We start from the raw sequence: 25026 nt of genomic DNA on the forward strand, positions 1-25026 counted from the left end.
CGCGCACGCGTCCGACGCTTTTCAGCCAACTTCCGGACACTGCGCATCCCTTGCCCCGACCACCCCCCAACCCCCGTTCCACCTGCAGAGAAAGGGGCTCGGGGACCCCACGCACCCTACGTGGATTGGCCACTGCGACAAGGCGCACTTCCCTGCACGGCCCGCGAGTGCAACGCTTCGTGATCGAATGCTTCACGCCAAGTTGCCAAGTCGACAATGTGCCGGTTGCCGAACTGGCTCACACCGGCACCACGCGACACAGTAGATTCGATCTTGACGTCTTACGGCGGGGGACTCGTGCAGGACCGAGGGGAAACGTGCAGGAGCGACACAACCGAGGAGCCGCGACCACCGAGGGGGGCTTAGCAGTATGAGCCACGACTCCACTGCCGCGCCGGAAGCCGCGGCCCGGAAGCTTTCCGGGCGACGCCGCAAGGAGATCGTCGCGGTGCTGCTGTTCAGCGGCGGCCCCATCTTCGAGAGTTCCATACCGCTGTCGGTGTTCGGGATCGACCGCCAGGACGCCGGCGTGCCGCGCTACCGACTGCTGGTGTGCGGCGGCGAGGAAGGCCCACTGCGGACCACAGGGGGCCTGGAACTCACCGCGCCACATGGCCTGGAGGCGATATCGCGCGCCGGCACGGTCGTCGTGCCGGCCTGGCGCTCGATCACGTCTCCGCCGCCGGAGGAAGCGCTCGACGCACTGCGCCGGGCGCACGAGGAGGGCGCCCGCATAGTCGGGCTGTGCACCGGCGCCTTCGTGCTGGCGGCGGCGGGCCTGCTGGACGGCCGCCCCGCGACCACACACTGGATGTACGCACCGACGCTGGCCAAGCGCTACCCGTCGGTGCACGTCGATCCGAGAGAGCTCTTCGTCGACGACGGCGACGTGCTCACCTCCGCCGGTACGGCGGCCGGAATCGATCTCTGTCTCCACATCGTGCGGACGGACCACGGCAACGAGGCGGCGGGCGCACTGGCCCGGCGTCTGGTCGTACCGCCGCGCCGCTCGGGCGGTCAGGAGCGCTACCTCGATCGGTCTTTACCGGAGGAGATCGGTGCCGACCCGCTCGCGGAGGTCGTCGCCTGGGCGCTGGAGCACCTCCACGAGCAGTTCGACGTGGAGACCCTCGCCGCGCGTGCGTACATGAGCCGGCGCACCTTCGACCGCCGGTTCCGCTCGCTCACCGGCAGCGCCCCGCTGCAGTGGCTGATCACCCAGCGGGTGCTGCAGGCGCAGCGCCTGCTCGAGACGTCGGACTACTCGGTGGACGAGGTCGCGGGCCGCTGCGGCTTCCGCTCGCCGGTGGCCCTGCGCGGACACTTCCGCCGTCAGCTGGGGTCGTCTCCCGCCGCCTACCGTGCCGCGTACCGCGCTCGCCGTCCGCAGGGCGACAAGCCGGCCGACATGGAGGGTGCGGCAGGGGCGCCGGGGCCTGCACCCCTGCTGCATCCGGAGGGGCCGGTTCCGCTGCAGAGCCGGCGCGCTGCGGCGAGTGCCGTCGGGTCGGGTGCGTCGCTTTCCGCCGCAGCCGCGGCGGAGAACGGCCGCGAGGCCTATGTGACGAGCCGGGCGAGCCTGCCGGGGCAGCGCAGCGGTACGTGACGGCGGAGAGGGGGCGGGTGGCCGAGGCCACCCGCCCCCTCCTCCCCGTACCCCTGCTCCTCGAACACCAGAGGGGCCGATTTTGCGGGCGCCAGCCTTAGGGTGGTCGCATGAACGATCGCATGGTGTGGATCGACTGCGAGATGACCGGCCTCTCGCTGTCCGACGACGCTCTCATCGAGGTGGCCGCCCTCGTCACCGACTCCGAGCTGAACATCCTCGGTGAGGGTGTGGACATCGTCATCCGTCCGCCGTCCAAGGCACTGGAGACGATGCCGGAGGTGGTGCGTCAGATGCACACCGCGTCCGGGCTGCTGGACGAACTCGCCGGTGGCACGACACTGTCCGACGCGGAGGAACAGGTCCTCGCCTACGTCCGCGAACACGTCAAGGAACCCGGCAAGGCCCCGCTGTGCGGCAACTCGGTCGGCACCGACCGCGGCTTCCTGCTCCGCGACATGCCGACGCTCGAGGACTATCTGCACTACCGGATCGTCGACGTGTCGAGCGTCAAGGAGCTCGCCCGCCGCTGGTACCCGCGGGCCTACTTCAACAGCCCCGAGAAGAACGGCAACCACCGCGCCCTCGCCGACATCCGCGAGTCCATCGCGGAACTGCGCTACTACCGCGAGGCGATCTTCGTGCCGCAGCCCGGCCCCGACTCCGACACCGCCAGGTCGATCGCCGCGAAGCACGTCCTTCCTGCGGAGTAAGGACCCCGAGGGGGCACCGCAAAAGGCGTGCGCGAGCACCCCTTCGGACCCTGTACACTTTTTCTCGGCCGGTCGGAAAACCACGAAGTAGACCGCCGGTCGTGGTGGGTGTAGCTCAGCTGGTAGAGCACCTGGTTGTGGTCCAGGATGTCGCGGGTTCGAGTCCCGTCACTCACCCTGAGTAATCAGCCGGTGACCCTGGGAACAGGGTCACCGGCTGATTCGTTTCCCGGCTGATTCGTTCACCGAGAGGCCGCCGTGTACGCCGACACCATCAGCACCCCGCGCCTCGACCTGCTCCCCCTCCGCGTCTCGCACGCCGACGAGATGGCCGACGTCCTCTCCGACCCGGCACTGCACACCTTCATCGGCGGCAGCCCGTACTCCCCCGCGGCCCTGCGCGTCCGCTACGAACGCCTCGTCGCCGGCTCCCCCGATCCCGCCGTCTCCTGGTGCAACTGGGTGCTGCGGGAGAGGGAGGAGTCCCGGCTGGTGGGGACCGTCCAGGCAACGGTCGTCGGGACGGTCGCGGAGATCGCCTGGGTCGTCGGCACCCCGTGGCAGGGGCGCGGCTTCGCCTCGGAGGCGGCGCGCGGGCTCGTCGGCCGGCTGCGGCAGCAGTCCGTGCGTACGGTCCTCGCGCACATCCGTCCCGAGCACCTCGCCTCCGCAGCCGTGGCCCGGGCGGCCGGGCTCGTCCCGACGGGCGAGGCGCAGGACGGCGAGCAGCGGTGGCGGCTCTCGCTACCCCGCTGACGTCGCCGCCCGCCACGCCGCCGCCAACTCCCGTACGCCCGCGAACCGTTCGCCCGGATCCGACCGCGTCCCCCGCTCCACCACCGCCAGCTGTGCCGCCGTACCCCGCCAGGCGCGCTCGTCGTCATCGGCGTCCAGGAGGAGACGGGCCGTACGGGCAAGGACATGGACGGTCGTACGGGTGTCGATCACCGAACCCCGCCTCCACTCCTCCGGGGCCATGAAGCGGCGGGACCCGGGGAGCCGGGCCTCCGTCAGGACGAAGGGACCCGGGCGGTATTCGTCGAGGTCGATGAGGTGGAGTTCATCGGCGTCGAAGTCGAAGAGGAAGGCGCCGTCGTAGAGGTCGACCGCGACGTGGCCCGCCGCCTCCACGGCCAGGTGGGCGTCGAGGATGCGGTCCAGGGCGTGCAGGACGCGGGGGACCGGGAGGGCGCGGAAGCGGGAGCGGGCGGTGGCGCCGTAGAGAGGTTCGCCCTTGCACCAGGGCATCACCGTCGCCGTACGACTGCTTCCTCGTACGGCGATGCGGTGGAGCTGGGGGACGACCACCGGGTGGCGTAACACCCGGTGGAAGGCCCAGGCCCGGTCCAGGGACCGCTGGGCCCGGTCCGTCACCGCCTCCTTGACGAACCAGCGCCGGCCGTCCGGGAGGAGAACCCCGTACGACACACAGCCCGAGTCCTGCTCGCGAAAGGCACGGAACACCTCGCCCACCGTACGGAGGTACGGCTCGACGGCAGGAACATCGTGGGCGTCCAGCAGGGGATGGGGAGTCATGGGAGCCAGCATGCGTTCCCGGACGGTCGGAGGCCGTTGATTCCGAGCACCTGGCCACCGACATGACGGCACCCCGGTCCGCAGCGACACGGAACCAGGCCCGTCACGCGACCCCACAAGCACCCCCACGCACAAGCGCCGCACTCACCACTCGCCGCCCCACCTCACCCCGCAGGCACACCACCTCGGCAAGCCCCCGCCGGTCCTGTCGCCCCGGTCGGCCACGAGCACCTGAACACCCACACGGCGGCGGCCCCGTCGCAACGACACGGAACCAGGCCCCGGAACGCGACCCCACAGGCACCCGCGGACACATGCGCGGCGCTCACGGCTCGTCGGCCCACTTCCATGCGCAGGCGCGCCGCCTCCGGGGATCCCGTGGCTGCGGCCGATGCGGCGTTCGACCTGGCGGAACGGGGCTGTGACGGCGTATGACCGAACCTCGGTCAGGAAGACGTACGCGGCACCAGTTCCGTCGCCAGGACCACCTGGCGGCGTTCCAGGTCGCGGGAGACGGCCGGGCGGCGGTCGGCGATCTCGCCGAGGAGGAGGTCGATCATGCGGCGGCCCATCTCCTCGATGGGCTGGCGGACGCTGGTGAGGGGCGGGTCCATGTGGCGGGCGATGGCCGAGTCGTCGTAACCGACCAGTGCCACGTCGTCGGGGATGCGGCGGCCCTCCTCGCGCAGGACCTGGCGGGCGCCGGCCGCCATCACGTCGGAGCCCGCGAAGACCGCGTCCAGGTCGGGGCAGCGGGCGAGCAGCTTCGTCATCGCCCGGCGGCCGCCCTCCTCGGTGAAGTCGCCGGTTTCGATGAGGAGTTCGTCGACCTCCTGGCCCGCCTCGCTCAGGGCGTCGCGGTAGCCGTCGACGCGGCGCTGGGCGCCGTAGACGTCGAGGCGGCCGGTGATGTGGGCTATCTTGCGGCGGCCCCGGGAGAGCAGGTGCTCGACCGCCGAGCGGCCGCCGCCGTAGTTGTCCGAGTCCACCGAGGTCAGGGTCTCGGCGGCGGACCGGGGGCCGCTGATCACCGCGGGGATCTCCAGCTGGGCCAGCAGGTCGGGGAGCGGGTCGTCCGCGTGCACCGAGACCAGCAGGACGCCGTCCACACGGTGGGCGGCGAGGTACTGGGCCAGCCGGCGGCGCTCGCGGTCGCTGCCCGCGAAGATCAGCAGGAGCTGCATCTCCGTGTCGGAGATCTCGGCGCCGACGCCTTTCAGCATGTCCGAGAAGTACGGCTCCGCGAAGAAGCGGGTCTCCGGCTCGGGGACGACCAGGGCGATCGCATCCGTACGGTTGGCGGCGAGAGCGCGGGCCGCGGTGTTGGGGACGTAGCCGAGTTCGGCCACCGCCGCCTCGACCGCCGCGCGGGTCGCGTCGCTGACCCGGGGCGAGCCGTTGATCACCCGGGAGACCGTGCCGCGGCCCACGCCCGCGCGCGCGGCGACCTCTTCGAGGGTGGGCCGACCACCGCTCCGGCTCCGCGACATGGCTACGCCCTTTCCGCCGTTATTGCAGCTGGCCTGGAATCTAACAGTCCCGGGGGATCAGTGGCCGTCCCTGGGGCTCCGCCCCCGGACCCCCGTTCGGCCTGGCAGCCTCGCCATCAGACGCCGGGCGGGCCGGAAAACCCGACCGGTACCGGATTCCTTTCGTCCAGTTAACAGCCCGATAACTGAACACATCTCGCCACGCCGACTCCCTTGACACCCCCGCTCGAACCGACGAACCTTCAACACATCACTTGTGGGAGCGCTCCCACAGTACCTGACACATACACATCCCGCACGTTCCCCGCCCGAGCCGCAGCGAGAATGAACGGGCCCAACAATGCAGTTGGCCGGGGGGTCGGCACGTCAGGCAACAGGAGGACGCAAATGGGCACGAGTACCCGACGGTCCCGCAGGCTGATGGCCCTCGCGGCCGTCGCCGCGCTGACCACGGGGCTGCTGGCCGGCTGCTCCAAGGACTCGGACGACAGCTCGTCGAACGACGGCGGCGGCAACGCCAAGGGCAAGACCACACTGACCATCGGCACCTTCGGTGTGTTCGGCTACAAGCAGGCCGGGCTCTACGACGAGTACATGAAGCTGCACCCGGACATCAGCATCAAGGAGAACGTCACCACCCGTACCGACGTGTACTGGCCGAAGGTCCTCACCCGGCTGCAGGCGGGCTCCGGCACCGACGACATCCAGGCGATCGAGGTCGGCAACGTCACCGAGGCCGTGCAGACGCAGGGCAGCAAGTTCGTCGACCTCGGCAAGGACGTCGACAAGTCGCAGTGGCTGGACTGGAAGAACGCCCAGGCCACCACCAAGGACGGCAAGCTGATCGGCCTCGGCACGGACGTCGGCCCGATGGCGATCTGTTACCGCAAGGACCTCTTCAAGAAGGCCGGCCTGGAGACGGACCGCACCAAGCTCGCCGCGCAGTGGAAGGGCGACTGGGCGAAGTACGTGGACGTGGGCAAGGAGTACATGAGGAAGGCGCCGAAGGGCACCAAGTTCGTGGACTCGGCCTCCTCCGTCTACAACGCCGCCCTCGGCGGCGGGACCGAGCGCTACTACGACAAGGACGGCAACGTCGTCTGGGACAAGTCCGACGGCGTGAAGAAGGCCTGGGACGTCTCCATGTCCGTGGCGACCAGCGACATGTCGGCGAAGCTGAAGCAGTTCGACCCGACCTGGGACCAGGGCTACGCCAAGGGCACCTTCGCGACGGTGGCCTGCCCGGCGTGGATGATCGGCTACATCGAGCAGAAGTCCGGTGCCTCCGGCAAGGGCAACTGGGACGTGGCGGCGGCCCCGACCGCGTCCAACTGGGGCGGCTCCTTCCTCGGCGTGCCGACGGCGGGCAAGCACCAGAAGGAGGCCGTCGCCCTGGCGAAGTGGCTGACCGCGCCCGAGCAGCAGGCGAAGGTCTTCGCCAAGCAGGCGAGCTTCCCGTCGACCCCGTCGGCGTACTCGACCCTGAAGCCGGCCGCGGACACCCTGGCCTACTTCTCGAACGCGCCGATCACGCAGATCTTCGCCGACTCGGCGAAGACCATCCCGGTCCAGTACTTCGGCATCAAGGACCAGCCGATCAACACGGCGATCACCGACGTCGGCATCCTCCAGGTCGAGCAGAAGGGCAAGAGCCCGACACAGGGCTGGGACGCGGCCAAGAACGAGGTCAAGGACGTGCTCGGCCAGTGACCAGCTCCAAGCAGGCTCTCGCGCATTCCGCGTCGAGCGCCGAGGCCGCGCCCGGCATCCCGCCGGGCGCGGCCCGGGGCGCTCACGGTCGCGGTACACCGCCGGGCCCCGACTCATGGCGCAGCCGGCTGTACCGCTGGGACATGAAGGCGTCCCCGTACGCGTTCATCGCCCCCTTCTTCATCATCTTCGGGGCCTTCGGGCTCGTCCCGCTCCTCTATACGGCCTGGTACTCGCTGCACAACGTGCAGCTGTCCGGTCTGGACCACCAGACCTGGGCCGGGCTGGACAACTACAAGAACCTGCTGTCCTCGGAGTTCTTCTGGAACGCCCTGGAGAACACGTTCAGCATCGGCGTGATCTCCACGGTTCCGCAGTTGCTGATGGCGATCGGGATCGCGCATCTGCTCAACTACCGGCTGCGCGGCTCGACCCTGTGGCGGGTCGTGATGCTCACCCCGTACGCCACCTCGGTGGCGGCGGCGACGCTGGTCTTCACGCTGCTGTACTCGTGGGACGGCGGCATGATCAACTGGTTGCTCCATTTCGTGGGGGTCCACCCGATCAACTGGCGCGAGTCCGACTGGGGCGGGCAGTTCGCCGTCTCCACGATCGTGATCTGGCGGTGGACGGGCTACAACGCGCTGATCTACCTCGCGGCCATGCAGGCGATCCCCTCCGACCTGTACGAGTCGGCGGCGATCGACGGCGCGGGCCGCTGGCAGCAGTTCCGCCATGTGACGATCCCGATGCTGCGGCCGACGATCCTGTTCACGGTGGTCGTCTCCACGATCGGCGCGACACAGCTGTTCGGTGAGCCGCTCCTGTTCGGCGGGGTCAGCGGCTCGAAGGGCGGTTCCGCGCACCAGTACCAGACGCTCGGCCTGTACATGTACGACCAGGGCTGGGGCATCGGCAACCTCGGCAAGGCCTCTGCGATCGCCTGGACGATGTTCCTGATCCTGCTGATCGTCGCCGCGGTCAACCTGCTGATCACCCGACGGTTGAGGAAGTCCCATGACGACCGGTGAACTGACACTCCCTCAGGCAAAGGTGAAGGGCGGGGGCCGTGGCCCCGGACGCCGCCGGGTGCTCGGCGCGGGCAAGCAGATGCACGCGGGTCCGGTCACCTACATCGTCCTGACGCTCTTCGCACTGATCTCGCTGGCCCCGCTGGTCTGGACGGCCGTCGCGGCGTCACGCAACAACGAACGGCTCGCGCAGTCACCGCCGCCACTGTGGTTCGGCGCGAACCTGTTCAAGAACCTGCAGGCCGCTTGGGACCAGGCCGGACTCGGCACCGCGATGGTCAATTCCACGATCGTCGCCGGGACCATCACCCTCGGTACGGTCCTGTTCTCCACGCTCGCCGGGTTCGCCTTCGCCAAGCTGCGGTTCAGGTTCTCGAGCACCCTGCTGCTGCTGACCATCGGCACGATGATGATCCCGCCGCAACTGGCCGTCGTACCCCTGTATCTATGGATGGCGGACCTGGGCTGGTCCAATCAGCTGCAGACGGTCATCCTGCCCACCCTGGTCAGCGCCTTCGGCACGTTCTTCATGCGGCAGTACCTGGTGCAGGCGCTGCCCACCGAGCTGATCGAGGCGGCCCGGGTGGACGGGGCGAGCAGCCTGAGAGTCGTCTGGCACGTGGTCTTCCCTGCCGCACGGCCCGCGATGGCGGTCCTCGGCCTGCTGACCTTCGTGTTCGCCTGGAACGACTTCCTGTGGCCGATCATCGCCCTCAACCAGCAGAACCCGACCGTGCAGGTCGCCCTCAACTCGCTCGGCACCGGTTACGTCCCCGACCAGGCGGTGATCATGGCGGGCGCGCTGCTGGGCACGCTGCCGCTGCTGATCGCGTTCATCCTGTTCGGCAAGCAGATCGTGGGCGGCATCATGCAGGGCGCGATCAAGGGCTGAACGCCTCGTCATCCGGTGCTGCCGTACGTCGTTGTACGCCCCCGGGGCCGGGTCAGCGCCGCCTCGGCCCCTCTCCTCCTCCTGTCCCTCCCCCACCCCTCCCCTCCAACCTTCGGTCTCGACGACCACTTATGGGAGCGCTTCCATGCCTGAGTCCGCACAGCCGGCGACCCCGGTGACCTTTCCCCCCGCCTTCCTCTGGGGCGCCGCGACATCCGCGTACCAGATCGAGGGGGCGGTGCGGGAGGGCGGTCGTACGCCCTCGATCTGGGACACCTTCAGTCATACGCCGGGCAGGACCGCCGGCGGCGAGCACGGTGACATCGCTGTCGACCACTACCACCGGTACCGCGAAGACGTCGCGCTCATGGCCGAGCTGGGCCTGACCGCCTACCGCTTCTCGATCTCCTGGTCGCGGGTGCAGCCGACGGGCCGGGGGCCTGCGGTGCAGGTCGGCCTGGACTTCTACCGGCGGCTGGTCGACGAGCTGCTCGAGCACGGCATCAAGCCGGCCGTCACCCTCTACCACTGGGACCTGCCGCAGGAGCTGGAGGACGCGGGCGGCTGGCCGGAGCGGGACACGGCACTCAGGTTCGCCGAGTACGCGCAGATCGTGGGCGAGGCGCTGGGCGACCGCGTGGAGCAGTGGATCACGCTCAACGAGCCGTGGTGCAGCGCGTTTCTGGGCTACGGCTCCGGGGTGCACGCGCCGGGCCGGACGGACCCGGAGGCCTCGCTGCGGGCCGCGCACCACCTGAACCTGGCGCACGGGCTCGGCACCTCGGCGCTGCGGTCGGTGATGCCGGCCCGCAACTCGGTCGCGCTCAGCCTCAACTCCTCGGTGGTCAGGCCCCTTTCGCCGCACGACCCGGCGGATCTGGCGGCGGTGCGGAAGATCGACGACCTGGCCAACGGCGTCTTCCACGGCCCGATCCTGCACGGGGCGTACCCGGAGTCCCTGTTCTCGGCGACCGAGCTGATCACCGACTGGTCGTACGTCCTCGACGGCGACCTGCCCGCCATCAACCAGCCGCTGGACGCGCTGGGCCTCAACTACTACACGCCCGCGCTGGTCTCGGCGGCCGAGGCGGACCCGAGCGGTCCGCGCGCCGACGGCCACGGCGCCAGCGACCACTCCCCCTGGCCGGGCGCGGACGACGTCGCCTTCCACCAGACCCCGGGCGAGCGCACCGAGATGGGCTGGACGATCGACCCGACGGGCCTGCACGAGCTGATCATGCGGTACTCGCGGGAGGCGCCCGGACTGCCGCTGTACATCACCGAGAACGGCGCGGCCTACGACGACAAGCCCGACCCCGACGGCCGCGTCCACGACCCCGAGCGCATCGCCTACCTGGAGAAGCATCTCGCGGCGGTGCGCCGTGCGATCACCGACGGGGCGGACGTGCGCGGCTACTACCTGTGGTCCCTGATGGACAACTTCGAGTGGGCGTACGGCTACGAGAAGCGCTTCGGGGCGGTGTATGTCGACTACGCCACCCTCACTCGTACGCCCAAGTCGAGCGCCCTCTGGTACGGGCAGGCGGCGCGGACGGGGACGTTGCCTGCGGTGGAGGCCGACTGAGCAGCGCCCCGGCCGGGTGGGGGGAGGTCCGGCCGGGGCGCATCGACCCCCGTTGTGCGGTGGTCGGTTGTGCCTGTGGTCAGTTGAAGGCCCCGAACGCCTTCGAGAAGGCGAACTTGTCCTGGACGACCGAGCTGCAGGTGGCGTCGGCCGTGGGCTTGGTGCCGCCGTCGCACTGCTTGTCGCGGGTCGCCGACCACATGGAGAGACCGCCGAGGCCCTTGGACTTGGCGAAGGCCGTCAGCCGGGTGGCGTCGTCGACCTTGAAGATCTCGGACGAGACGTCGTTGACGCCGATCATCGGGGTGACCGCGACCGCCTTCCACGCGGCGGCGTCGGAGAGGCCGAGCACGCTCTTGACCTGCGCCTGCGTGGCGGTGGCCGCCTGCTCGGCGTAGGTGCCCATGTCGCCGCTGTAGGAGGCGCCGTAGTCCATGGCCATGATGTTGACGGTGTTGATCTTCGCGCCGTTGGACTTGGCGTTGGAGAGGAGGTTCACTCCGTCCTGGGTGAGGCCCTCGGGCATGACCGGGAGGGTGAAGGAGACGTCCAGGTCGGGGTGGGCCGCCTGGAGCTTGGCTATCGCCTTCGCGCGGTTCGTGTTCGCCGTGGTGTTCGGGAGCGCGCCGCCCTCGACGTCGAAGTCGACCTTGGTCAGCTTGAACTGGTCCACGACCTTGCCGTACGCCGTGGCCAGCGCGTCCGCCGAGGAGCACGTCGTCGCCAGTTCGGAACCGGAGGCGCCGCCGAAGGAGACGCGGACGTCGCCGCCCTTGGCGCGGAGCGCGCCGATCTGTGATGCGACCCCGTCACTGCCGAGGTCGGTCACACCGCCCCACTTGGGCGTGCAGCCGCCGCCGTCGGTGATGAAGGCGAGGTTGTAGTTCTTCACGCCGGTCGCGTCGGCGCTCGCGAGGAGGTCGAAGGCGGGGTAGAGGGAGGTGTCGACATAGGGGGCGAAGCCGGTGCTTGCCTTGGTGCCGGTGCCGGAGCTCTGGGACGGTGTGGGGGTGGCCGTGGGGGTCGACGTTCTGGTGGCGGTGGGAGTGGGCGTCGGTGTCGCGGACTGTGTCGGGCGGCCGCTCGGTTCGGGCGTCGGGCCGTCGTCCGCGGAGCACTTGGCGCCGTCGACGAGACAACTGTTCGGGTCTCCGGTGCCGTTGACGACGAAGCCGACGGTGACGGACTTGCCGGGCGCTAGGCCGTCGGTGTCCCACTTGGCCGGTGTCACGGTGACATGCTGTCCGCTCACGCTGGACTCGGCGTTCCACAGCGAGCTCAGCCTGGCGCCGGACGGCAGGTCGAACTCCAGCTTCCAGCTCTTCTCCGTCTGGCCGGTGTTGTTCGTGACGACGTACTGAGCGGTGTAACCCGTCGACCAGTCGCTGGTCTTCGTGTACGCGGCGCCCACGCCGGCCGCCTGTGCGGTACCGGTGAGCAGGAGCGCGCCGCCACCGATCACAGCCGCGGCGACAGCTCCGCCGATCGCCTTGTTTCTGCCACTGATCCTGCGCCGGTGCGTGCTCATGCGCGTGCCTGCCTTCGCTGTTCGCGGGGATTCACGGGGTTTCCCGGGGGTGGGTGCGGCAGCACGCTAGCGAGCTGGAATCGGGCAAAGTGCCTGATCCGGACGGGGGTTGAGGATCTTAGGGTGCGCTTAAGGAAGGGATCGGGGACGGTTAAAGGTAGAGACCAATTTCTTCTGTCGGCGTCGCCGTACGGAGCGGTGGCCCCGTCCTGGCGTCCGCTCCCGCCCGTCCAGCTGGATCCAGATCCGCACCTCGGTCCCGCCCAGCACCGAGGCCCCGATCCGTACGTCGCCGCCGGTCGACTCGGCGAGCCGGCGCACGATGTCCAGGCCGAGTCCGGTGGATCCGTCGCTGCCGGAGCCCTGCCCGCGCGCCATGGCGGCCTCGGGATCCAGGATCCCGGGACCGGCGTCGGAGACCAGCACGATCACCGCGTCCTCGCCGTTGTGCAGGTCGACCGCGAAGGCCGTGCCCTCGGCGGTGTGCCGGAACACGTTGCCGAGCAGGGCGTCCAGTGCGGCGGCGAGGTCCGCCCGGGCCACGGGTATGCGCACCGGCCGGTCGGCGCCGGCCATCCGCCACTTGCGGCCCTCGTCCTCGGCGAGTGCCGACCAGAACGCCATCCGCTCGCGGACCACCTCGGCCGCGTCGCATCCGGCGCCCGGACCGGCGGCCGCGGTCTGCGGTTTGGCGTCCCGGGCGGTGCGGATGATGGTGTCGACCTCGCGCTCCAGCTGGGCGACTGCGGCCCGGGTCTGCTCGGCGGCCGGTCCGTCGCCGAGCGAGGCCGCGTTGAGGCGGAGCACGGTCAGCGGGGTGCGCAGTCGGTGGGACAGGTCCGCCGCCAACTCCCGCTCGTTCGCCAGGAGTTGTACGACCTGGTCGGCCATGGAGTTGAACGCCACCGCCGCCAGCCGCAGTTCGGTCGGCCCTTCCTCCGGCACCCGCGCTCCCAGCTTCCCCTCCCCCAGCTCGTGTGCGCTCTCGACCAGCTTCTGCGCGGGCTGCACCATCCGTACGCCCAGCCGGTCGGCGACCGCGACGGATCCGACGATCAGGGCGATCCCGACACCCGCGAGCACCGCCCACGCCGTAGCGACGCCGTTGCTGACCTCTGACTCCGGGACGTACACCTCGACGACGGCTATCGCGCCGGTGCTCAACGCGACCGGCTGGAGCAGTGTGGAGCCGCCGGAGACCGCGGTGGTGGAGGCGCGGCCCAGCTTGCGCACGGTCGCGATGTCCTCGCGGGCGGCGCGCTGCCGCCCGATGTCGACGGCGGGCTGTCCGGCGGCCGCGGGTATGTGCACGGCCATCCCGGAGTCCGAGCCCGCGGAGGCGACGACCCGCTCCAACTGGTCGCGCTCGGTGGTGATGGACAGCGCCGGGGCGACCGCGGCCGCCTGCCGCTCGGCGTTGGAGAAGGCGCGGTCGCGGGCCATCTCCTTGATGACGAGCCCGAGCGGCACCGCGAAGGCGACCACGACCATGGCGGTGACCGCCAGACAGACCTTGACCAGTGCCCATCTCATCGCGGCGGCCCCGATCCCTCGGACTCCGCGGCGGGCGGCTCCAGCTTCACGCCGACGCCCCGCAGGGTGTGCAGATAGCGCGGCTGCGCGGCGGTCTCGCCCAGCTTCCGCCGCAGCCAGGACAGATGGACGTCGATGGTCTGGTCGTCGCCGTACGACTGCTGCCACACCTCGGCGAGGAGTTCCTTGCGGGGGACGACGACGCCCGGCCGGCCGGCCAGGAAGGCGAGCAGGTCGAACTCGCGGCGGGTGAGGTCGAGGCGGACGCCGTCCAGCTCGGCCTGGCGGCGCAGCGGGTCGACGGTGAGGCCGCCGACCCGCAGGACGGTGGACGGCGGGGCGTCCGAGGGGGCGGACCGGGACCGTCGCAGGACCGCGGACATCCGGGCGGAGAGGTGCTCGACGGAGAAGGGCTTGGTCAGGTAGTCGTCGGCGCCTGCGTTGAGCAGCCGGACGATCTCCGTCTCGTCGTCCCGCGCGGTGGCGATGATCACAGGCACGTCGGTGATGCCGCGCAGCATCTTCAGGGCCTCGGACCCGTCCAGATCGGGCAGTCCCAGGTCCAGAATCACCACGTCGAAACGGAAATGGGCGACCTCGCGCAGCGCCTCCAGCGCCGTCCCGACACTGCGCACGGTGTGCGCGGCATCGGTCAGGTGCCGGATCAGCGCCGAGCGTACGAACTGGTCGTCCTCGACCACGAGCACACTTGCCATGCGCGGCACCGTACGCCATGCGAAAGAGGCACATCGGAGCCTGTGGACAACTCTTCGGTTGTGGACAACGGACGGGACACCCGTGGGACACGTGAGGCAGTATGGCCCGCGATGCGCAGAGGACTCGTACACGTACTGGCTTGGTCGCTCGCCACGGGCGCGGCGGTCACGCTGTCGTGGTGGGGCGTCCACACGGTGATGGCGGGCACGGCGTACGACCCGCCGCGCGCCCTGCCGATCACGGCGGCGGACGCGACCACACAGGAGTCGAAGCCGCTGGCGTCGTCGACGAAACGGCCGTCGCCGTCACCGTCCAGGAGCGCGTCGCGCACGCCCTCCCCGAAGCCCAGGCCGTCGACACCGAGCCCTACCCCGACGCCCACCGCATCCGGCCAGGTCAAGAGCTACGACACCGACGGCGGGCGAGTGGTCTTCGACCTCGGCAGGACCGCGGCGACGCTCGTCATGGCGACCCCGGACACCGGCTGGTCGATGCAGACGTGGAAGACGGAAACCTGGATCCGGGTGGAGTTCACCTCGGGCACGAACAAGGTCTCGGTGATCTGCACCTGGCACGACGGACCGCCGCATGTGGAAGTCGGCAACTATTAAGAGGGTCCGGCGCAGTCCGCTACGGTTCGGCGGCGCCCCAAAGGGGCGCGGGGAACTGCGCGACCAACCACGACGGACCCGCAGGCGATCGACAGCCAATCACGGCCCCGCGGCGGAGCCGCAATTCGGCACACCCAGCGGAGCGCTCACTCAGCGGAACACCGAGGGCGGCGGCGCCGGTGAGGCGATCGCCGCCTCGTCCGTCACCGGGGTCGCCCCGCCGGTGAAGTCCAGGAGCGCGCGGCCGTGTTCAACCCGGCCGGGGTGCGGGTCGGAGGCGGCCCGGCGGGTCAGTTCCGCGACCGGCAGCGGGGTGTCGGAGGCGACGAGGACCGCGTTGCCGAAGCGCTTGCCGCGCAGCACGGCCGGGTCGGCGACCAGCGCGAGTTCGGGGAAACGGGCGGCCGCGGTGGCGATCTGGCCGCGCAGGTGGGCGAGCGGCGGCCCGTCGGCGACGTTGGCGGCGTAGCAACCGCTCGGCTTCAGGACCCGGCGGACGTCGTCGAGGAACTCGGTCGAGGTGAGGTGGGCGGGCGTGCGGGCCCCGCTGAACACATCGGCGATGACGAGGTCGGCCCAGCCGTCGAGCACCTTGGAGAGCCCTTCGCGGGCGTCGACGGAACGCACCCTGATCCGGGCGTTCGGGTCCAACGGCAGCTCACGGCGGACCAGTTGGACGAGCGCGGCGTCCCGCTCGACGGCCTGCTGGGTGGAGCGGGGGCGGGTGGCGGCGACGTAGCGGGCGAGGGTGAGGGCTCCGCCGCCGAGGTGCACGGCGTGCACGGGCTTCCCGGCCGGTGCGACGAGGTCGATGACGTGCCCGAGCCGGCGCTGGTACTCGAAGGAGAGGTAGGAGGGGTCGTCGAGATCGACGTGCGACTGCGGCGCCCCGTCGATCAGCAGCGTCCAGGCCCGCGCCCGGTCCCGGTCAGGCATGAGTTCGGCGAGCCCGCCGTCGACGGCCTCGACGACGGCTTCGGCGCCGCCGCTTCCGCGCCGGGGGTTCCTGGACTTTCCCATTGCGCCATTATCGGCAGCCCTGAGCGGCCACGCCTGCGCAGGGTGGTACGAGCGACCAGGTCAGCGGCAGTTGTCCGCGGCCTCGATGATCCGTGCCGCCTCGCCCAGGGCGGCGCGCAGGACCGCCGGGTCGGTCGCGAGGTCGGCCTCGCCGGGCGGGAGCAGCCAGTCCGAGCCCTCCACGGGGGGCTCGGGGTTCAGTCTCAGACCGCGGCCGTTGGTCTCCGTACAGGTGCTGCCCGGGACGTCCCAGGCGGCGGCCGTACCGGGCGGCACCACGAAGCCCAGGGTGTTGCAGTCGTCGTCGTGCAGGACGGGGCCGACCGCGTCGCCCGCGCCGCGCCGCAGGATGTCGACGGCCTCCAGTCCCTGCCGGGTGGGCACGGTGACGAGGTCGCACGCGCCGTCGGGGAGGGGCGGCTCGCCGCGCTCCGGGGCCGGGGCGTGCGCCACGGTCGCGGGCGGCGTACGAGAAACGACTCTCCGGCTGGTCTCCATCCCGGCCTCCACCACGGAACCCCTCCTTGAACGAAGCGGGTCGGGAGTCGGGCGGCTCCCGGTCCGCAGAGTTCAACGCGGCGCCGCGTCAACGGCTACGGCGGAAGTCAGCCACAAAGGATGGCAGTTCATGGCAGATCCCGTATGAGATATCCGGTTTGTAGCCAAACACAGCGTGAGTGGTCCGGCACAGCAGGTACGTTCTTCCCCGCTGGAGACAGGGCTCTACACGGACAACCCACCCTGAATCCGGCATGGTTCGACGGTTCGCACGAGAGGACCCGGCCATGGCGTCGTCACAACTGACCTCGTCCCAGCCCACGCCCCCCAGGCCACCGCGGCCGAACCTCGTCTTCCGGCAGTTGCGCGGACAGCGCTCTCCGGCCGAGTTCGCCGCCGCGGTGCGTCGGGCCGCGCGCGAGATCGGGGAGCGGGTCAGCTGCGACGCGCGCTACATCGGCCGGGTCGAGGCGGGCGAGATCCGCTGCCCCAACTACGCATACGAACGGGTGTTCCTGCACATGTTCCCCGGCCGCACCCTCACCGACCTGGGCTTCGCGTCCCGCTCGTCCGTACGCGGACGCCGGGCGCACACCACCGGTGAGACGCAGGGGGCGTACGAGCCGTATGAAACGCAGGACAACCCGGACCCGCAGGTCCTTTACAACCCGCAAGTCCCTTACGACCCGCATGGGCATCACGAGAGCCATGCGCTTCACGAGAACTACGAGGAGAGCGACGTGCTGCGTCGCGCATTCATGACCGGCGGTGGCGCCACGGTGGCCGCCGCCTCGCTGGGCCCGATCGGGCTCGCCTTCGACGCCGCGGCAGCGGGACGTCCCGTCCGCCGCCCCGGCGCGAACGACGCGTACGCGCTCGAAGAGGCCGTACGCAGAATCCGGCTGCTCGACGACCGGCACGGCGCGGACGGGCTCTACCGGCGCGCGTCGGCTCCGTTGCGCGCCGCCTATGCGCTCCTGGACGCCGGGGCGACCCGGCAGACGACCGCCGACCGGCTCCACTCGGGCGCCGGTGAACTCGCCATCTCCGTGGGCTGGCTGGCGCACGACTCGGGGCGGTTCGACGATGCCCGTTCGCACTACGCGGAGGCGCTCGCGACCGCCCGGATGACCGGCGACGACGCCCTGGAGGCGCACGGCTTCTGCAACACGGCGTTCCTCGCGCGCGACGCCGGACGCCCCCGCGAGGCGGTCCGGGCCGCGCAGGCCGCACAACGCGTCGCGCGCCCCCTGGGCTCCGTCCGGCTGATGTCGCTGCTCGCGCTGCGCGAGGCGGGCGGCTGGGCGGGGCTCGCCGACCGCACCGCCTGCGAACAGGCACTTGTCCGCGCGCAGACCCTCTTCGAGCGAGGCCCCTCGGACGCCGACCCCGAGTGGATGAGCTTCTACGGGGAGGCAGAGCTGGAGGGCCTGGAGGCGCAGTGCTGGTCGACGCTGGGCGACTGGCCGCGCGCCGCCCGCCACGCGCGCCGCGCGGCCCAGCTCCAGAACCCGCACTTCACCCGCAACATCGCCCTGTACACGGCGGAACTGGCAGACGACCTGGCCAGAGGCGGCCGCCCGGACGAGGCAGCGGCAGCAGGCATGCGAGTACTGGACCTTCTGGACCAGGTCCAGTCGTCCCGAGTCCAGACCATGCTGGCAGGAACGGCGAGGGTCCTGCTCCCCCACCGCCGGGCGTCAGGAGTATCAGGCTTCCTGGAACGCCATGCATCCCAGCCACGGATGGCTTGAGACAGCCGCCGTAGCTGCGGGCAGCCGCGCGTAGCTGCGGGCAATCGTGCCGCTAAGGGCGGCACCCGTCCCAAAGAGAGCGGCACCCGGCAAGCGCCGGCCAGCGACACCCCCGCCCGCCGCCACCCCCGAGCACAGCTCACACCCCGGTCAAGTGCCCCAAGTCGTTCCAGCTCTCAATAGCCGGCTCGCCATAAGCCCACCCCAGCACCGACAGCGACGTCGGATTCAGTCGAATCCGCGCGGCAAAGTCCAGCGGCAGCCCCAACCACCGAGCCCCGATCGACCGCAAAATGTGCCCGTGCGCAAACACCAGCACATCCCGCTCCTCCCCCCGCGCCCAAGCCACAACCTCATCGGCCCGAGTCGCCACCTCGGCAAGCGACTCCCCCTCCGGAACCCCGTCCCGCCAGATCAGCCACCCCGGCCGCACGCCCTGAATCTCCTCGGGCGTCATCCCCTCGTACGCCCCGTAGTCCCACTCCATCAACGTGTCCCACGCGACCGCCCGCTCCGCGAACCCGGCAAGCTCGCACGTCTCACGCGCGCGTGCCAACGGACTGGTGCGGACGGCGACCCCGGGAAGCCCCTCGAACGGCGCCCGCTGCAGCCGCTCCCCGAGCAGCTTTGCACCACGCCGCCCCTCCTCCAGGAGCGGCACGTCGGTCCTGCCGGTGTGCTTGCCGGACAGCGACCACGCGGTCTGTCCGTGCCGGGCCAGCAGAATGCGCGGTGCCATGAGCTGAGAAACCTTCCGGGAGAAATCGCAGGCGGGACCAGTCCATCATCGCGCACGCTGGGGGCGGGCAACCCGGTGGGCGATCTCTGCGTCTTTGAGGACCGGGGCGCCCGAAGCGGGTGCGCACGTACGCCGTAAAGTGGCACGACCGGCCCGCCGGGCGCCGCGCGAGAATGAAGGGGGAGGCGATCGGATGCCGAGGACCGAGACGACACCGGGCATCGAGGCAGCAACCCCGCCGACCCGTCTGCGCTGGTGGACCGAGCTGCCGCTGATCCTGCTGGTGTACGCCTGCTACTCGGCCGGCCGCCTCCTCGCACGCGGTGACACCTCGAACGCCGTCGACCACGGCGTGACGATCCTGCACATCGAGAAGTTCCTGCACATCAACGCCGAGCACCCGCTCAACCGGCTCTTCACGCGCGAGGCGTGGCTCGGCGTCCCGGCGGACTTCTGGTACGCGTCGCTGCACTACGTGGTCACGCCGGCGATCCTGGTCTGGCTGTTCAGATCGCGCGCCGTGCACTACCGCGCGGCCCGCACCTGGCTGATGACATCCACCTTCTTCGGTCTGATCGGCTTCACCCTGCTGCCGACCTGCCCGCCGCGCCTCCTCTCCGCGGGCCACGGCTTCGTCGACACGATGGCCCAGTACAGCTCGTACGGCTGGTGGGGCGGCGAGGCCAGTGCCCCGCGCGGTCTTGGAGGGATGACGAACCAGTACGCGGCCATGCCGAGCCTGCATGTGGGCTGGGCGCTGTGGTGCGGGGTCATGCTGTGGCGGTACGGCAGGACGCGTACGACGAAGGTCGCCGCCGTCGCCTACCCGTTGCTCACCACGATCGTGGTCATGGGCACCGCCAACCACTACTTCCTCGACGCGGTCGCGGGTGTGGCAGTGATGGGCGTCGGGCTGTTCCTGACGCCGTACGTCATGCAGGGCGCGGACGCGATCAGGGAGCGGCTGTTCAGGCAGCGGTTGTCCCTCGGCGCAGGGGGCGCTCAGGTCGCAGGTTCCTCAATTGTCAGTGCCGGATGCCAGACTTCCGCGGGTGAGCGAATTCCACGGCAGCGCGAGTCCCGGATCGGATCCGGAGCCGAGCCGGGTGCCTCTCCCACGGACGCGGGGGAAGGCGCTCCGGCAGCGGCTCGCTGAGCTGCGCGGTCCCGACGTACCGGCCAAGGCGCTGGACGCGCGCGCCCTGGCCGCCCTCGCCGCCAACCCCGGTTGCAGACGGCGCGCGATCCTGGACGGCGCCGGGGTGAACAAGGCGGCGGTGGCGAGCGCGCTGGGCTCCCCTTCGGTCTTCGGACAGTCGCAGTTCGCGTTCACGCGGGGCAACGCGTTCGAGGCGAAGGTCAAGGCGGACGGCGGCGCGGAGCTGCTCAGGCTGGTGCACGAGAAGCTGGACCGGCGCGCGGAGCCGCCCGCCGACGCGCAGGTGCCGGACCTCTCCGCGCCCGGCCCCGAGGGTCGCGCGGCGCGTACGGCGCTGGCGCTGCGCGAGGCCACCGCGGCCGCCGGCAACTGGACGCTCCTCGACCACCCGATGCTCGCGCTCGACGTGGCGGGCTCCCCCGCGTTCCTGGAGCCGGACGCCGTGGTGGTGCACCCCGACGGCAGCTGGACGGTCGTGGAGATCAAGTCCTTCCCGATGCTGGACGGTTCCGCGGACCCGGCGAAGGTGGGCGCGGCGGCACGCCAGGCAGCGGTGTACGTGCTGGCACTGGAAGAGGTCGCCGCCCGCCTCGACCCCGCCCCCGAGGTACGGCACCGGATCCTCCTGGTCTGCCCCAAGGACTTCTCCAACCTCCCGACCGCCTCGGCCGTCGACGTGCGCAAGCAGCGCGCGGTCACCGGCCGCCAGCTGGCCCGTCTCACCCGTATCGAGGACATCGCCGACACGCTCCCCGAGGGCACCTGCTTCTCCCCGGAGCTGCCCGCCGAAGAGCTGACCTCGGCCGTGGAGTCGGTCCCGGCGACATACGCACCCGAGTGCCTCTCCGCCTGCGAGCTGGCCTTCCACTGCCGCGACCGCTCCCGCGCGGCCGGCGCGGTGACGTCCCTGGGCCGCTCGGTCCGCGCCGAACTGGGCGGCCTGACGACGGTCGAGGAGGTCCTGTCCGCGGCTCGGGAAGAAACCGGAGACCCGGAGGATCCAGCGGTGATGGCATTGCGGAGGGCGGCCCGGCTGCGCGCCGAGGCGCTGCAGAACTGCGGGCCGCAGGTCCCGGCGGATGCCACGACAGGAGGGACCGGGTGTTGACGGCGTCCCCACCTCCGGCCGTTCTGGCGCCGCCCCACCGCGCCCCGAGCCCCCACGACCTGGTCCCGGCCCCCTGTTCGGAGGAGCCCCCGTGTCGCTGATCACGACGCTCGCCCGGCTGGAAGCCTGTCGCACCGGCCGCGCCCAGCCCGCCGCCACCGTCCGGCACCGGCATCTGTCCGAGCGGCCCCTCGTCTTCGTGCCGCTCACCACGGCGGGCGAGGCCGGCGCCCCGCTCGGCGCGCTGGTGGGCACCGACCGGGACGCGCCGCGCCTGCTGGCCGTGCCGCAACCGCGCGACCGTGACCTCAGGTTCGCGTTCCTGGCCGAGCTGGCCGATGTCGTCCTGCCGTATCTCGACGCGTACGCGCAGGACGTGGAGGCCGCCGAGCGGAACGAGACCGACCCGGAGACCGGCAAGCGGGTCAAGGTCGAGGTCGAACTGTGCGCGGACGCCCCGCAGCTGATCGTGCCGAGCCGCGCGGGTGTCGACTTCGTACGGCTGCTGGGCCGCTCCATGCGCTTCAGGCGTACGGCGGAACAGGACCCGGAGACCCCGTATCCCGCTCCCCCGCGCGTGCCGCTGCTCGGCCGCTGGCTGACGCACTTCGGGGAGCGTGCCCGCGTTCCCGGCTCCTCCCTCCTGCTGGCGATGACGGACGTCCTGTCCCGGCACTGGGCGACCGGTCAGTCCACGCTGGAGGACCAGCACCTGGGCGCCCTGCTCGCCTGGATCGATCCTCCGGACGGCTCGACGGGCGCCGAGGCCGCCCTGCACGCCGAGCTGGCCCGCGACGCCAAGGGCCAGCTGCTCTGCCCGCCCGCCGGACCGGCCACCGACCCGGCGTTCGACAACAAGCTGCTCGCGCCCGCGATCGAGCGCTACGACCGCGCGCGTACGGCTTTCGCCGCCGCCGAGGACGGTCTGGAGGCGGACGACCGGCTCGGTGAACTGACCGCCGCCGAGCGGGAGATCCGCGAGCTGGTGCTGAGCCGCACCCTGCCCACCTGGGAGAAGGTCTGGCACGGCCTCGACCTGATGCGGGCGCTGCCCGACGGGGCGCACGTCGAGGAGCGGTGGACGCGCGACCGCTGGTCGTTCACCGGCCACCGTGACCGGATCGTCGCGGGTGAGCCGCCGCAGCCGCGCCGTGACGACGCGGTCACCGCCGCCAACAAGCTCGCCGCGCGCGAGCGCGAACAGGCCCGGCTGGAGGCCCAGGAGGCGCTCGACGATCCGCTGGTGATGGCGGGGCGGCGGCTGTCCGGGGAGGCGTTCGCAGGGGAGGTGACGGACGTCGTGATGGCGTACAGCGAGGGCAAGCGGCCCAGCCCCCGCCCGCTGGTCACCGTACGGACGGAGGACCGTCCGCACCTGGGCGAGCGGGTCAAGGTGTACCGCTCGCTGGGCGGCAAGCCGCAGGCGGCGGAGTTCGTCGGGCGTGAGGCGGAGGATCTGCTCGTGCTGCGCGTCGTCGACAAGATGGGCCGCGGCAAGGAGCCCGAGGCAGGCTCGGTGCCCGAGAAGGGCGACCGGCTGTGCTTCACGCTCTTCGAGCACGAGCAGCGCGGCGGCCCGAAGCTGCCCGACCCGGAGGAGACTCCGTGGACGCACGGCGGACCGCCGGGCGAGGCCGCCGCGGAGGCCGCCGATCCCCTGACCGCGGAGGACGTCCTGTGACCACCACCGCCTTCGACCCCGGCGCCCTGGCCGCCGAGGCCACCGACGCCATCCTCCGCGACACCCTGCACGGCACCCACCGGGGCGTGGTCGTCGACTCCCCGCCGGGCGCCGGAAAGTCCACGCTCGTCGTCCGTGCGGCCCTCGAACTGGCCGATGCGGGACGCCCGTTGATGATCGTCGCCCAGACGAACGCCCAGGTCGACGACCTCGTGCTGCGGCTCGCGGAGAAGAACGGGGAACTCCCGGTCGGCCGTCTCCACAGCAGCGACACGGACCCCTACGACAAGGCACTCGACGACCTGCCGAACGTCCGCAAGTCGGCGAAGGCGGGCGACCTGACCGGCCTCTCGGTCGTCGTCTCCACGGCCGCGAAGTGGGCACATGTGAAGGTCGACGAGCCGTGGCGGCACGCCATCGTGGACGAGGCGTACCAGATGCGCTCGGACGCGCTGCTCGCCGTGGCGGGGCTGTTCGAGCGGGCACTCTTCGTGGGCGACCCGGGCCAGCTCGACCCCTTCTCCATCGTGGGCAGCGAGCAGTGGGCGGGGCTGTCGTACGACCCCTCGGCCTCCGCCGTTACCACCCTCCTGGCCCACAACCCCGACCTGCCGCAGCACCGCCTGCCGGTGTCCTGGCGCCTCCCGGCCTCAGCGGCTCCCCTGGTCTCGGACGCCTTCTACCCGTACACGCGCTTCCGCAGCGGCACGGACCACGGCGACCGCGGCCTCTCCTTCGCCGTCCCGTCCGACGGCTCCGGCCCCGACCGGGTGATCGACGAGGCGGCCGAGTCGGGCTGGGGCCTGCTGGAGCTGCCCGCCCGGCACACCCCGCGCACCGACCCTGAGGCGGTGCGGGCGGTGGCGACCGTCGTACGCCGGCTGCTGGACCGAGGCGGTGCGGCGACCTCGGAGCGCGCACCCGAGGAGCCCGCGCCGCTGACCGCCGACCGGATCGCCGTCGGCACGGCCCACCGCGACCAGGCGGCGGCCGTCCGCGCGGCACTCGCGGAGCTGGGCGTCACGGACGTCACGGTCGATACGGCGAACCGCCTCCAAGGCCGCGAATACGACGTCACGGTGGTCCTCCACCCCCTCTCCGGCCGCCCCGACGCCACCGCCTTCCACCTGGAAACAGGCCGCCTGTGCGTCCTCGCCTCCCGCCACCGCCACGCATGCATCGTGGTCTGCCGGGCGGGGGTGAGCGAGCTCCTGGACGACTACCCGTCCACGGAGCCGGTGCAGCTGGGAACGCTGGTGAAGTTCCCGGACGGCTGGGAGGCCAACCACGCGGTGCTGGCACGGCTGGCCGAGCACCGGGTGAGCTGGCAGCCATGACCGAAACACCGGAAACCGCGCTACTCCCATCAGGCCCCGCCCCACGTACCCGCCGACCGGAGGCCGGCACGCCGTCCGAGGCGGCCAACGGATACAGCCCCGGACGGCTGGGAGGCCCACCAGGCGGTGTCGGCACGGCCGGCCGAGCACCGGGTGAGCCGGCAGCAGTGACCGCGGTGCCGGCGCGGCTCGGGGAACATCGGGTGGCGTTCAGACCTTGAGAGACCCGGGGTCCCGGGCCCACTTGCGTGGCCGCGGGACAATGGACGGTGGCCCCATCCCCGGACGGGTCGATTGCGACGTACGAGGAGGAGAAGACATGGCGGAGCCCACGCCGCGTCGGAACGAACCGCGGCTACGCCCCGCGCCCCTGCTCTTCGAGCCCGCGGAGGCGGCCTCCGACCCTGAGCACTTCTTCGACCTGGAGTCGATCGACGATCCGCGGGCGCTGCTGGCCCGCTCCACGGAGCTGGCGCAGGCGTTCCGCGCCGCGGCCGACCGGGCGGTGGAGTTCCAGGCGATGGCGGCCGCGCAGCTGGCGGACCCGCGGCGGTTCGACCGGCTGACGCCGGCGGACATCGCGGAACGCGCCGAGTGGACCGAGGACTATGCCAAGAAGATGGTCGAGTACGGACGGGACCTGATGAGCGGGGCCGAAGGGCGGGGCTCCGCGGACCCGGTGTGAACACGGTCCACTTCGCTTTGGCATATGCCAGGCGGGCAAGATACTCCTCCCTTCTCCCACCTGTCCCGGTTTCCGGCAACCGTGGGGAGCGGT

The 25026-nt window shown here is 71.2% G+C and carries 22 protein-coding genes and 1 tRNA gene; 15 read left to right on the forward strand and 8 right to left on the reverse strand.

Annotated elements, in window-relative coordinates; genetic code table 11:
• Nucleotides 1-370 precede the first annotated feature (370 nt).
• The 4 genes from EDD92_RS18330 to EDD92_RS18345 all read left to right on the forward strand — a co-directional run bounded on the left by EDD92_RS18330 (nt 371) and on the right by EDD92_RS18345 (nt 3075).
• Nucleotides 371-1606: a helix-turn-helix domain-containing protein gene (locus EDD92_RS18330; protein ID WP_123965339.1), complete on the forward strand. Its 1236-nt coding sequence runs from the start codon at nt 371-373 to the stop codon at nt 1604-1606.
• Nucleotides 1607-1716: 110 nt separating this feature from the next.
• A complete protein-coding gene (gene orn, locus EDD92_RS18335) occupies nt 1717-2319 on the forward strand; it encodes an oligoribonuclease (RefSeq protein WP_037885792.1) in 603 nt (200 codons plus the stop codon).
• A 104-nt stretch (nt 2320-2423) separates the two neighbouring features.
• Nucleotides 2424-2496 (forward strand) — tRNA-His (locus EDD92_RS18340).
• A gap of 81 nt (nt 2497-2577) precedes the next feature.
• Complete coding sequence (locus tag EDD92_RS18345; RefSeq protein WP_185124053.1) at nt 2578-3075, forward strand: GNAT family N-acetyltransferase; 498 nt, start codon at nt 2578-2580, stop codon at nt 3073-3075.
• On the opposite strand, the gene EDD92_RS18350 is transcribed toward EDD92_RS18345, so the two are convergent.
• Nucleotides 3064-3855 carry a serine/threonine-protein kinase gene (locus tag EDD92_RS18350; RefSeq protein WP_123965340.1) on the reverse strand — a complete coding sequence of 264 codons (792 nt, stop codon included), beginning with the start codon at nt 3853-3855 and terminating at the stop codon, nt 3064-3066. The genes EDD92_RS18345 and EDD92_RS18350 overlap by 12 nt on opposite strands.
• A gap of 446 nt (nt 3856-4301) precedes the next feature.
• Nucleotides 4302-5345 carry a LacI family DNA-binding transcriptional regulator gene (locus tag EDD92_RS18355; RefSeq protein WP_123965341.1) on the reverse strand — a complete coding sequence of 348 codons (1044 nt, stop codon included), beginning with the start codon at nt 5343-5345 and terminating at the stop codon, nt 4302-4304.
• Between the two features lie 387 nt (nt 5346-5732).
• On the opposite strand from EDD92_RS18355, the gene EDD92_RS18360 reads away from it, so the two are divergent.
• From EDD92_RS18360 to EDD92_RS18375, 4 genes are all read left to right on the forward strand, one after another.
• On the forward strand, nt 5733-7055 hold the full coding sequence (locus EDD92_RS18360; RefSeq protein ID WP_123965342.1) for an ABC transporter substrate-binding protein: 1323 nt from the start codon (nt 5733-5735) through the stop codon (nt 7053-7055).
• Nucleotides 7052-8086, forward strand: a complete 1035-nt coding sequence (locus EDD92_RS18365; protein WP_123965343.1) for a carbohydrate ABC transporter permease — start codon at nt 7052-7054, stop codon at nt 8084-8086. Before EDD92_RS18360 ends, EDD92_RS18365 begins: the two co-directional genes overlap by 4 nt.
• Nucleotides 8073-8978: a carbohydrate ABC transporter permease gene (locus EDD92_RS18370; RefSeq protein WP_123965344.1), complete on the forward strand. Its 906-nt coding sequence runs from the start codon at nt 8073-8075 to the stop codon at nt 8976-8978. Before EDD92_RS18365 ends, EDD92_RS18370 begins: the two co-directional genes overlap by 14 nt.
• A 145-nt stretch (nt 8979-9123) precedes the next feature.
• Nucleotides 9124-10563, forward strand: a complete 1440-nt coding sequence (locus EDD92_RS18375; protein WP_123965345.1) for a GH1 family beta-glucosidase — start codon at nt 9124-9126, stop codon at nt 10561-10563.
• Between the two features lie 79 nt (nt 10564-10642).
• Here EDD92_RS18375 and EDD92_RS18380 read toward each other — a convergent pair whose 3' ends face one another.
• The 3 genes from EDD92_RS18380 to EDD92_RS18390 all read right to left on the reverse strand — a co-directional run bounded on the left by EDD92_RS18380 (nt 10643) and on the right by EDD92_RS18390 (nt 14340).
• Nucleotides 10643-12091, reverse strand: a complete 1449-nt coding sequence (locus EDD92_RS18380) for a cellulose binding domain-containing protein (protein WP_123965346.1) — start codon at nt 12089-12091, stop codon at nt 10643-10645.
• Between the two features lie 129 nt (nt 12092-12220).
• Complete coding sequence (locus tag EDD92_RS18385; protein ID WP_123965347.1) at nt 12221-13624, reverse strand: HAMP domain-containing sensor histidine kinase; 1404 nt, start codon at nt 13622-13624, stop codon at nt 12221-12223.
• A complete protein-coding gene (locus EDD92_RS18390) occupies nt 13621-14340 on the reverse strand; it encodes a response regulator transcription factor (protein ID WP_123965348.1) in 720 nt (239 codons plus the stop codon). The genes EDD92_RS18385 and EDD92_RS18390 overlap by 4 nt, the downstream gene beginning before the upstream one ends.
• A gap of 111 nt (nt 14341-14451) precedes the next feature.
• Here EDD92_RS18390 and EDD92_RS18395 point away from each other — a divergent pair, with 111 nt between their 5' ends.
• Nucleotides 14452-14952 carry a hypothetical protein gene (locus EDD92_RS18395; RefSeq protein WP_123965349.1) on the forward strand — a complete coding sequence of 167 codons (501 nt, stop codon included), beginning with the start codon at nt 14452-14454 and terminating at the stop codon, nt 14950-14952.
• A gap of 150 nt (nt 14953-15102) precedes the next feature.
• Here EDD92_RS18395 and EDD92_RS18400 read toward each other — a convergent pair whose 3' ends face one another.
• Together EDD92_RS18400 and EDD92_RS18405 are read right to left on the reverse strand one after the other, a co-directional pair.
• Entirely contained in the window at nt 15103-15972 is an 870-nt protein-coding gene (locus tag EDD92_RS18400; RefSeq protein ID WP_123965350.1) for a spermidine synthase, read from the reverse strand.
• A 60-nt stretch (nt 15973-16032) separates the two neighbouring features.
• Nucleotides 16033-16485 (reverse strand): hypothetical protein, encoded by a 453-nt coding sequence (locus EDD92_RS18405; protein ID WP_399183261.1) that lies wholly within the window; start codon nt 16483-16485, stop codon nt 16033-16035.
• A 272-nt stretch (nt 16486-16757) separates the two neighbouring features.
• Here EDD92_RS18405 and EDD92_RS18410 point away from each other — a divergent pair, with 272 nt between their 5' ends.
• Nucleotides 16758-18224, forward strand: a complete 1467-nt coding sequence (locus EDD92_RS18410) for a hypothetical protein (protein WP_123965351.1) — start codon at nt 16758-16760, stop codon at nt 18222-18224.
• A 139-nt stretch (nt 18225-18363) separates the two neighbouring features.
• Here EDD92_RS18410 and EDD92_RS18415 read toward each other — a convergent pair whose 3' ends face one another.
• The gene (locus EDD92_RS18415) at nt 18364-18963 is read right to left on the reverse strand and encodes a histidine phosphatase family protein (RefSeq protein WP_123965352.1); all 600 of its coding nucleotides are present in this window, start codon (nt 18961-18963) and stop codon (nt 18364-18366) included.
• Between the two features lie 193 nt (nt 18964-19156).
• On the opposite strand from EDD92_RS18415, the gene EDD92_RS18420 reads away from it, so the two are divergent.
• The 5 genes from EDD92_RS18420 (at nt 19157) to EDD92_RS18440 (ending at nt 24933) form a co-directional block, all read left to right on the forward strand.
• Nucleotides 19157-20119, forward strand: coding sequence for a phosphatase PAP2 family protein (locus EDD92_RS18420; RefSeq protein ID WP_123965353.1), 963 nt, complete (start codon nt 19157-19159; stop codon nt 20117-20119).
• Complete coding sequence (locus EDD92_RS18425) at nt 20070-21230, forward strand: hypothetical protein (RefSeq protein ID WP_123965354.1); 1161 nt, start codon at nt 20070-20072, stop codon at nt 21228-21230. The genes EDD92_RS18420 and EDD92_RS18425 overlap by 50 nt, the downstream gene beginning before the upstream one ends.
• A gap of 91 nt (nt 21231-21321) precedes the next feature.
• Nucleotides 21322-22911 carry a hypothetical protein gene (locus EDD92_RS18430; protein ID WP_123965355.1) on the forward strand — a complete coding sequence of 530 codons (1590 nt, stop codon included), beginning with the start codon at nt 21322-21324 and terminating at the stop codon, nt 22909-22911.
• A complete protein-coding gene (locus EDD92_RS18435) occupies nt 22908-24248 on the forward strand; it encodes an AAA domain-containing protein (protein ID WP_123965356.1) in 1341 nt (446 codons plus the stop codon). The genes EDD92_RS18430 and EDD92_RS18435 overlap by 4 nt, the downstream gene beginning before the upstream one ends.
• Before the next feature lie 319 nt (nt 24249-24567).
• Nucleotides 24568-24933 carry a hypothetical protein gene (locus EDD92_RS18440; RefSeq protein WP_030943902.1) on the forward strand — a complete coding sequence of 122 codons (366 nt, stop codon included), beginning with the start codon at nt 24568-24570 and terminating at the stop codon, nt 24931-24933.
• The last annotated feature ends 93 nt before the right edge of the window (nt 24934-25026 follow it).

The organism is Streptomyces sp. TLI_185, from assembly GCF_003814765.1.
GTDB lineage: Bacteria > Actinomycetota > Actinomycetes > Streptomycetales > Streptomycetaceae > Streptomyces.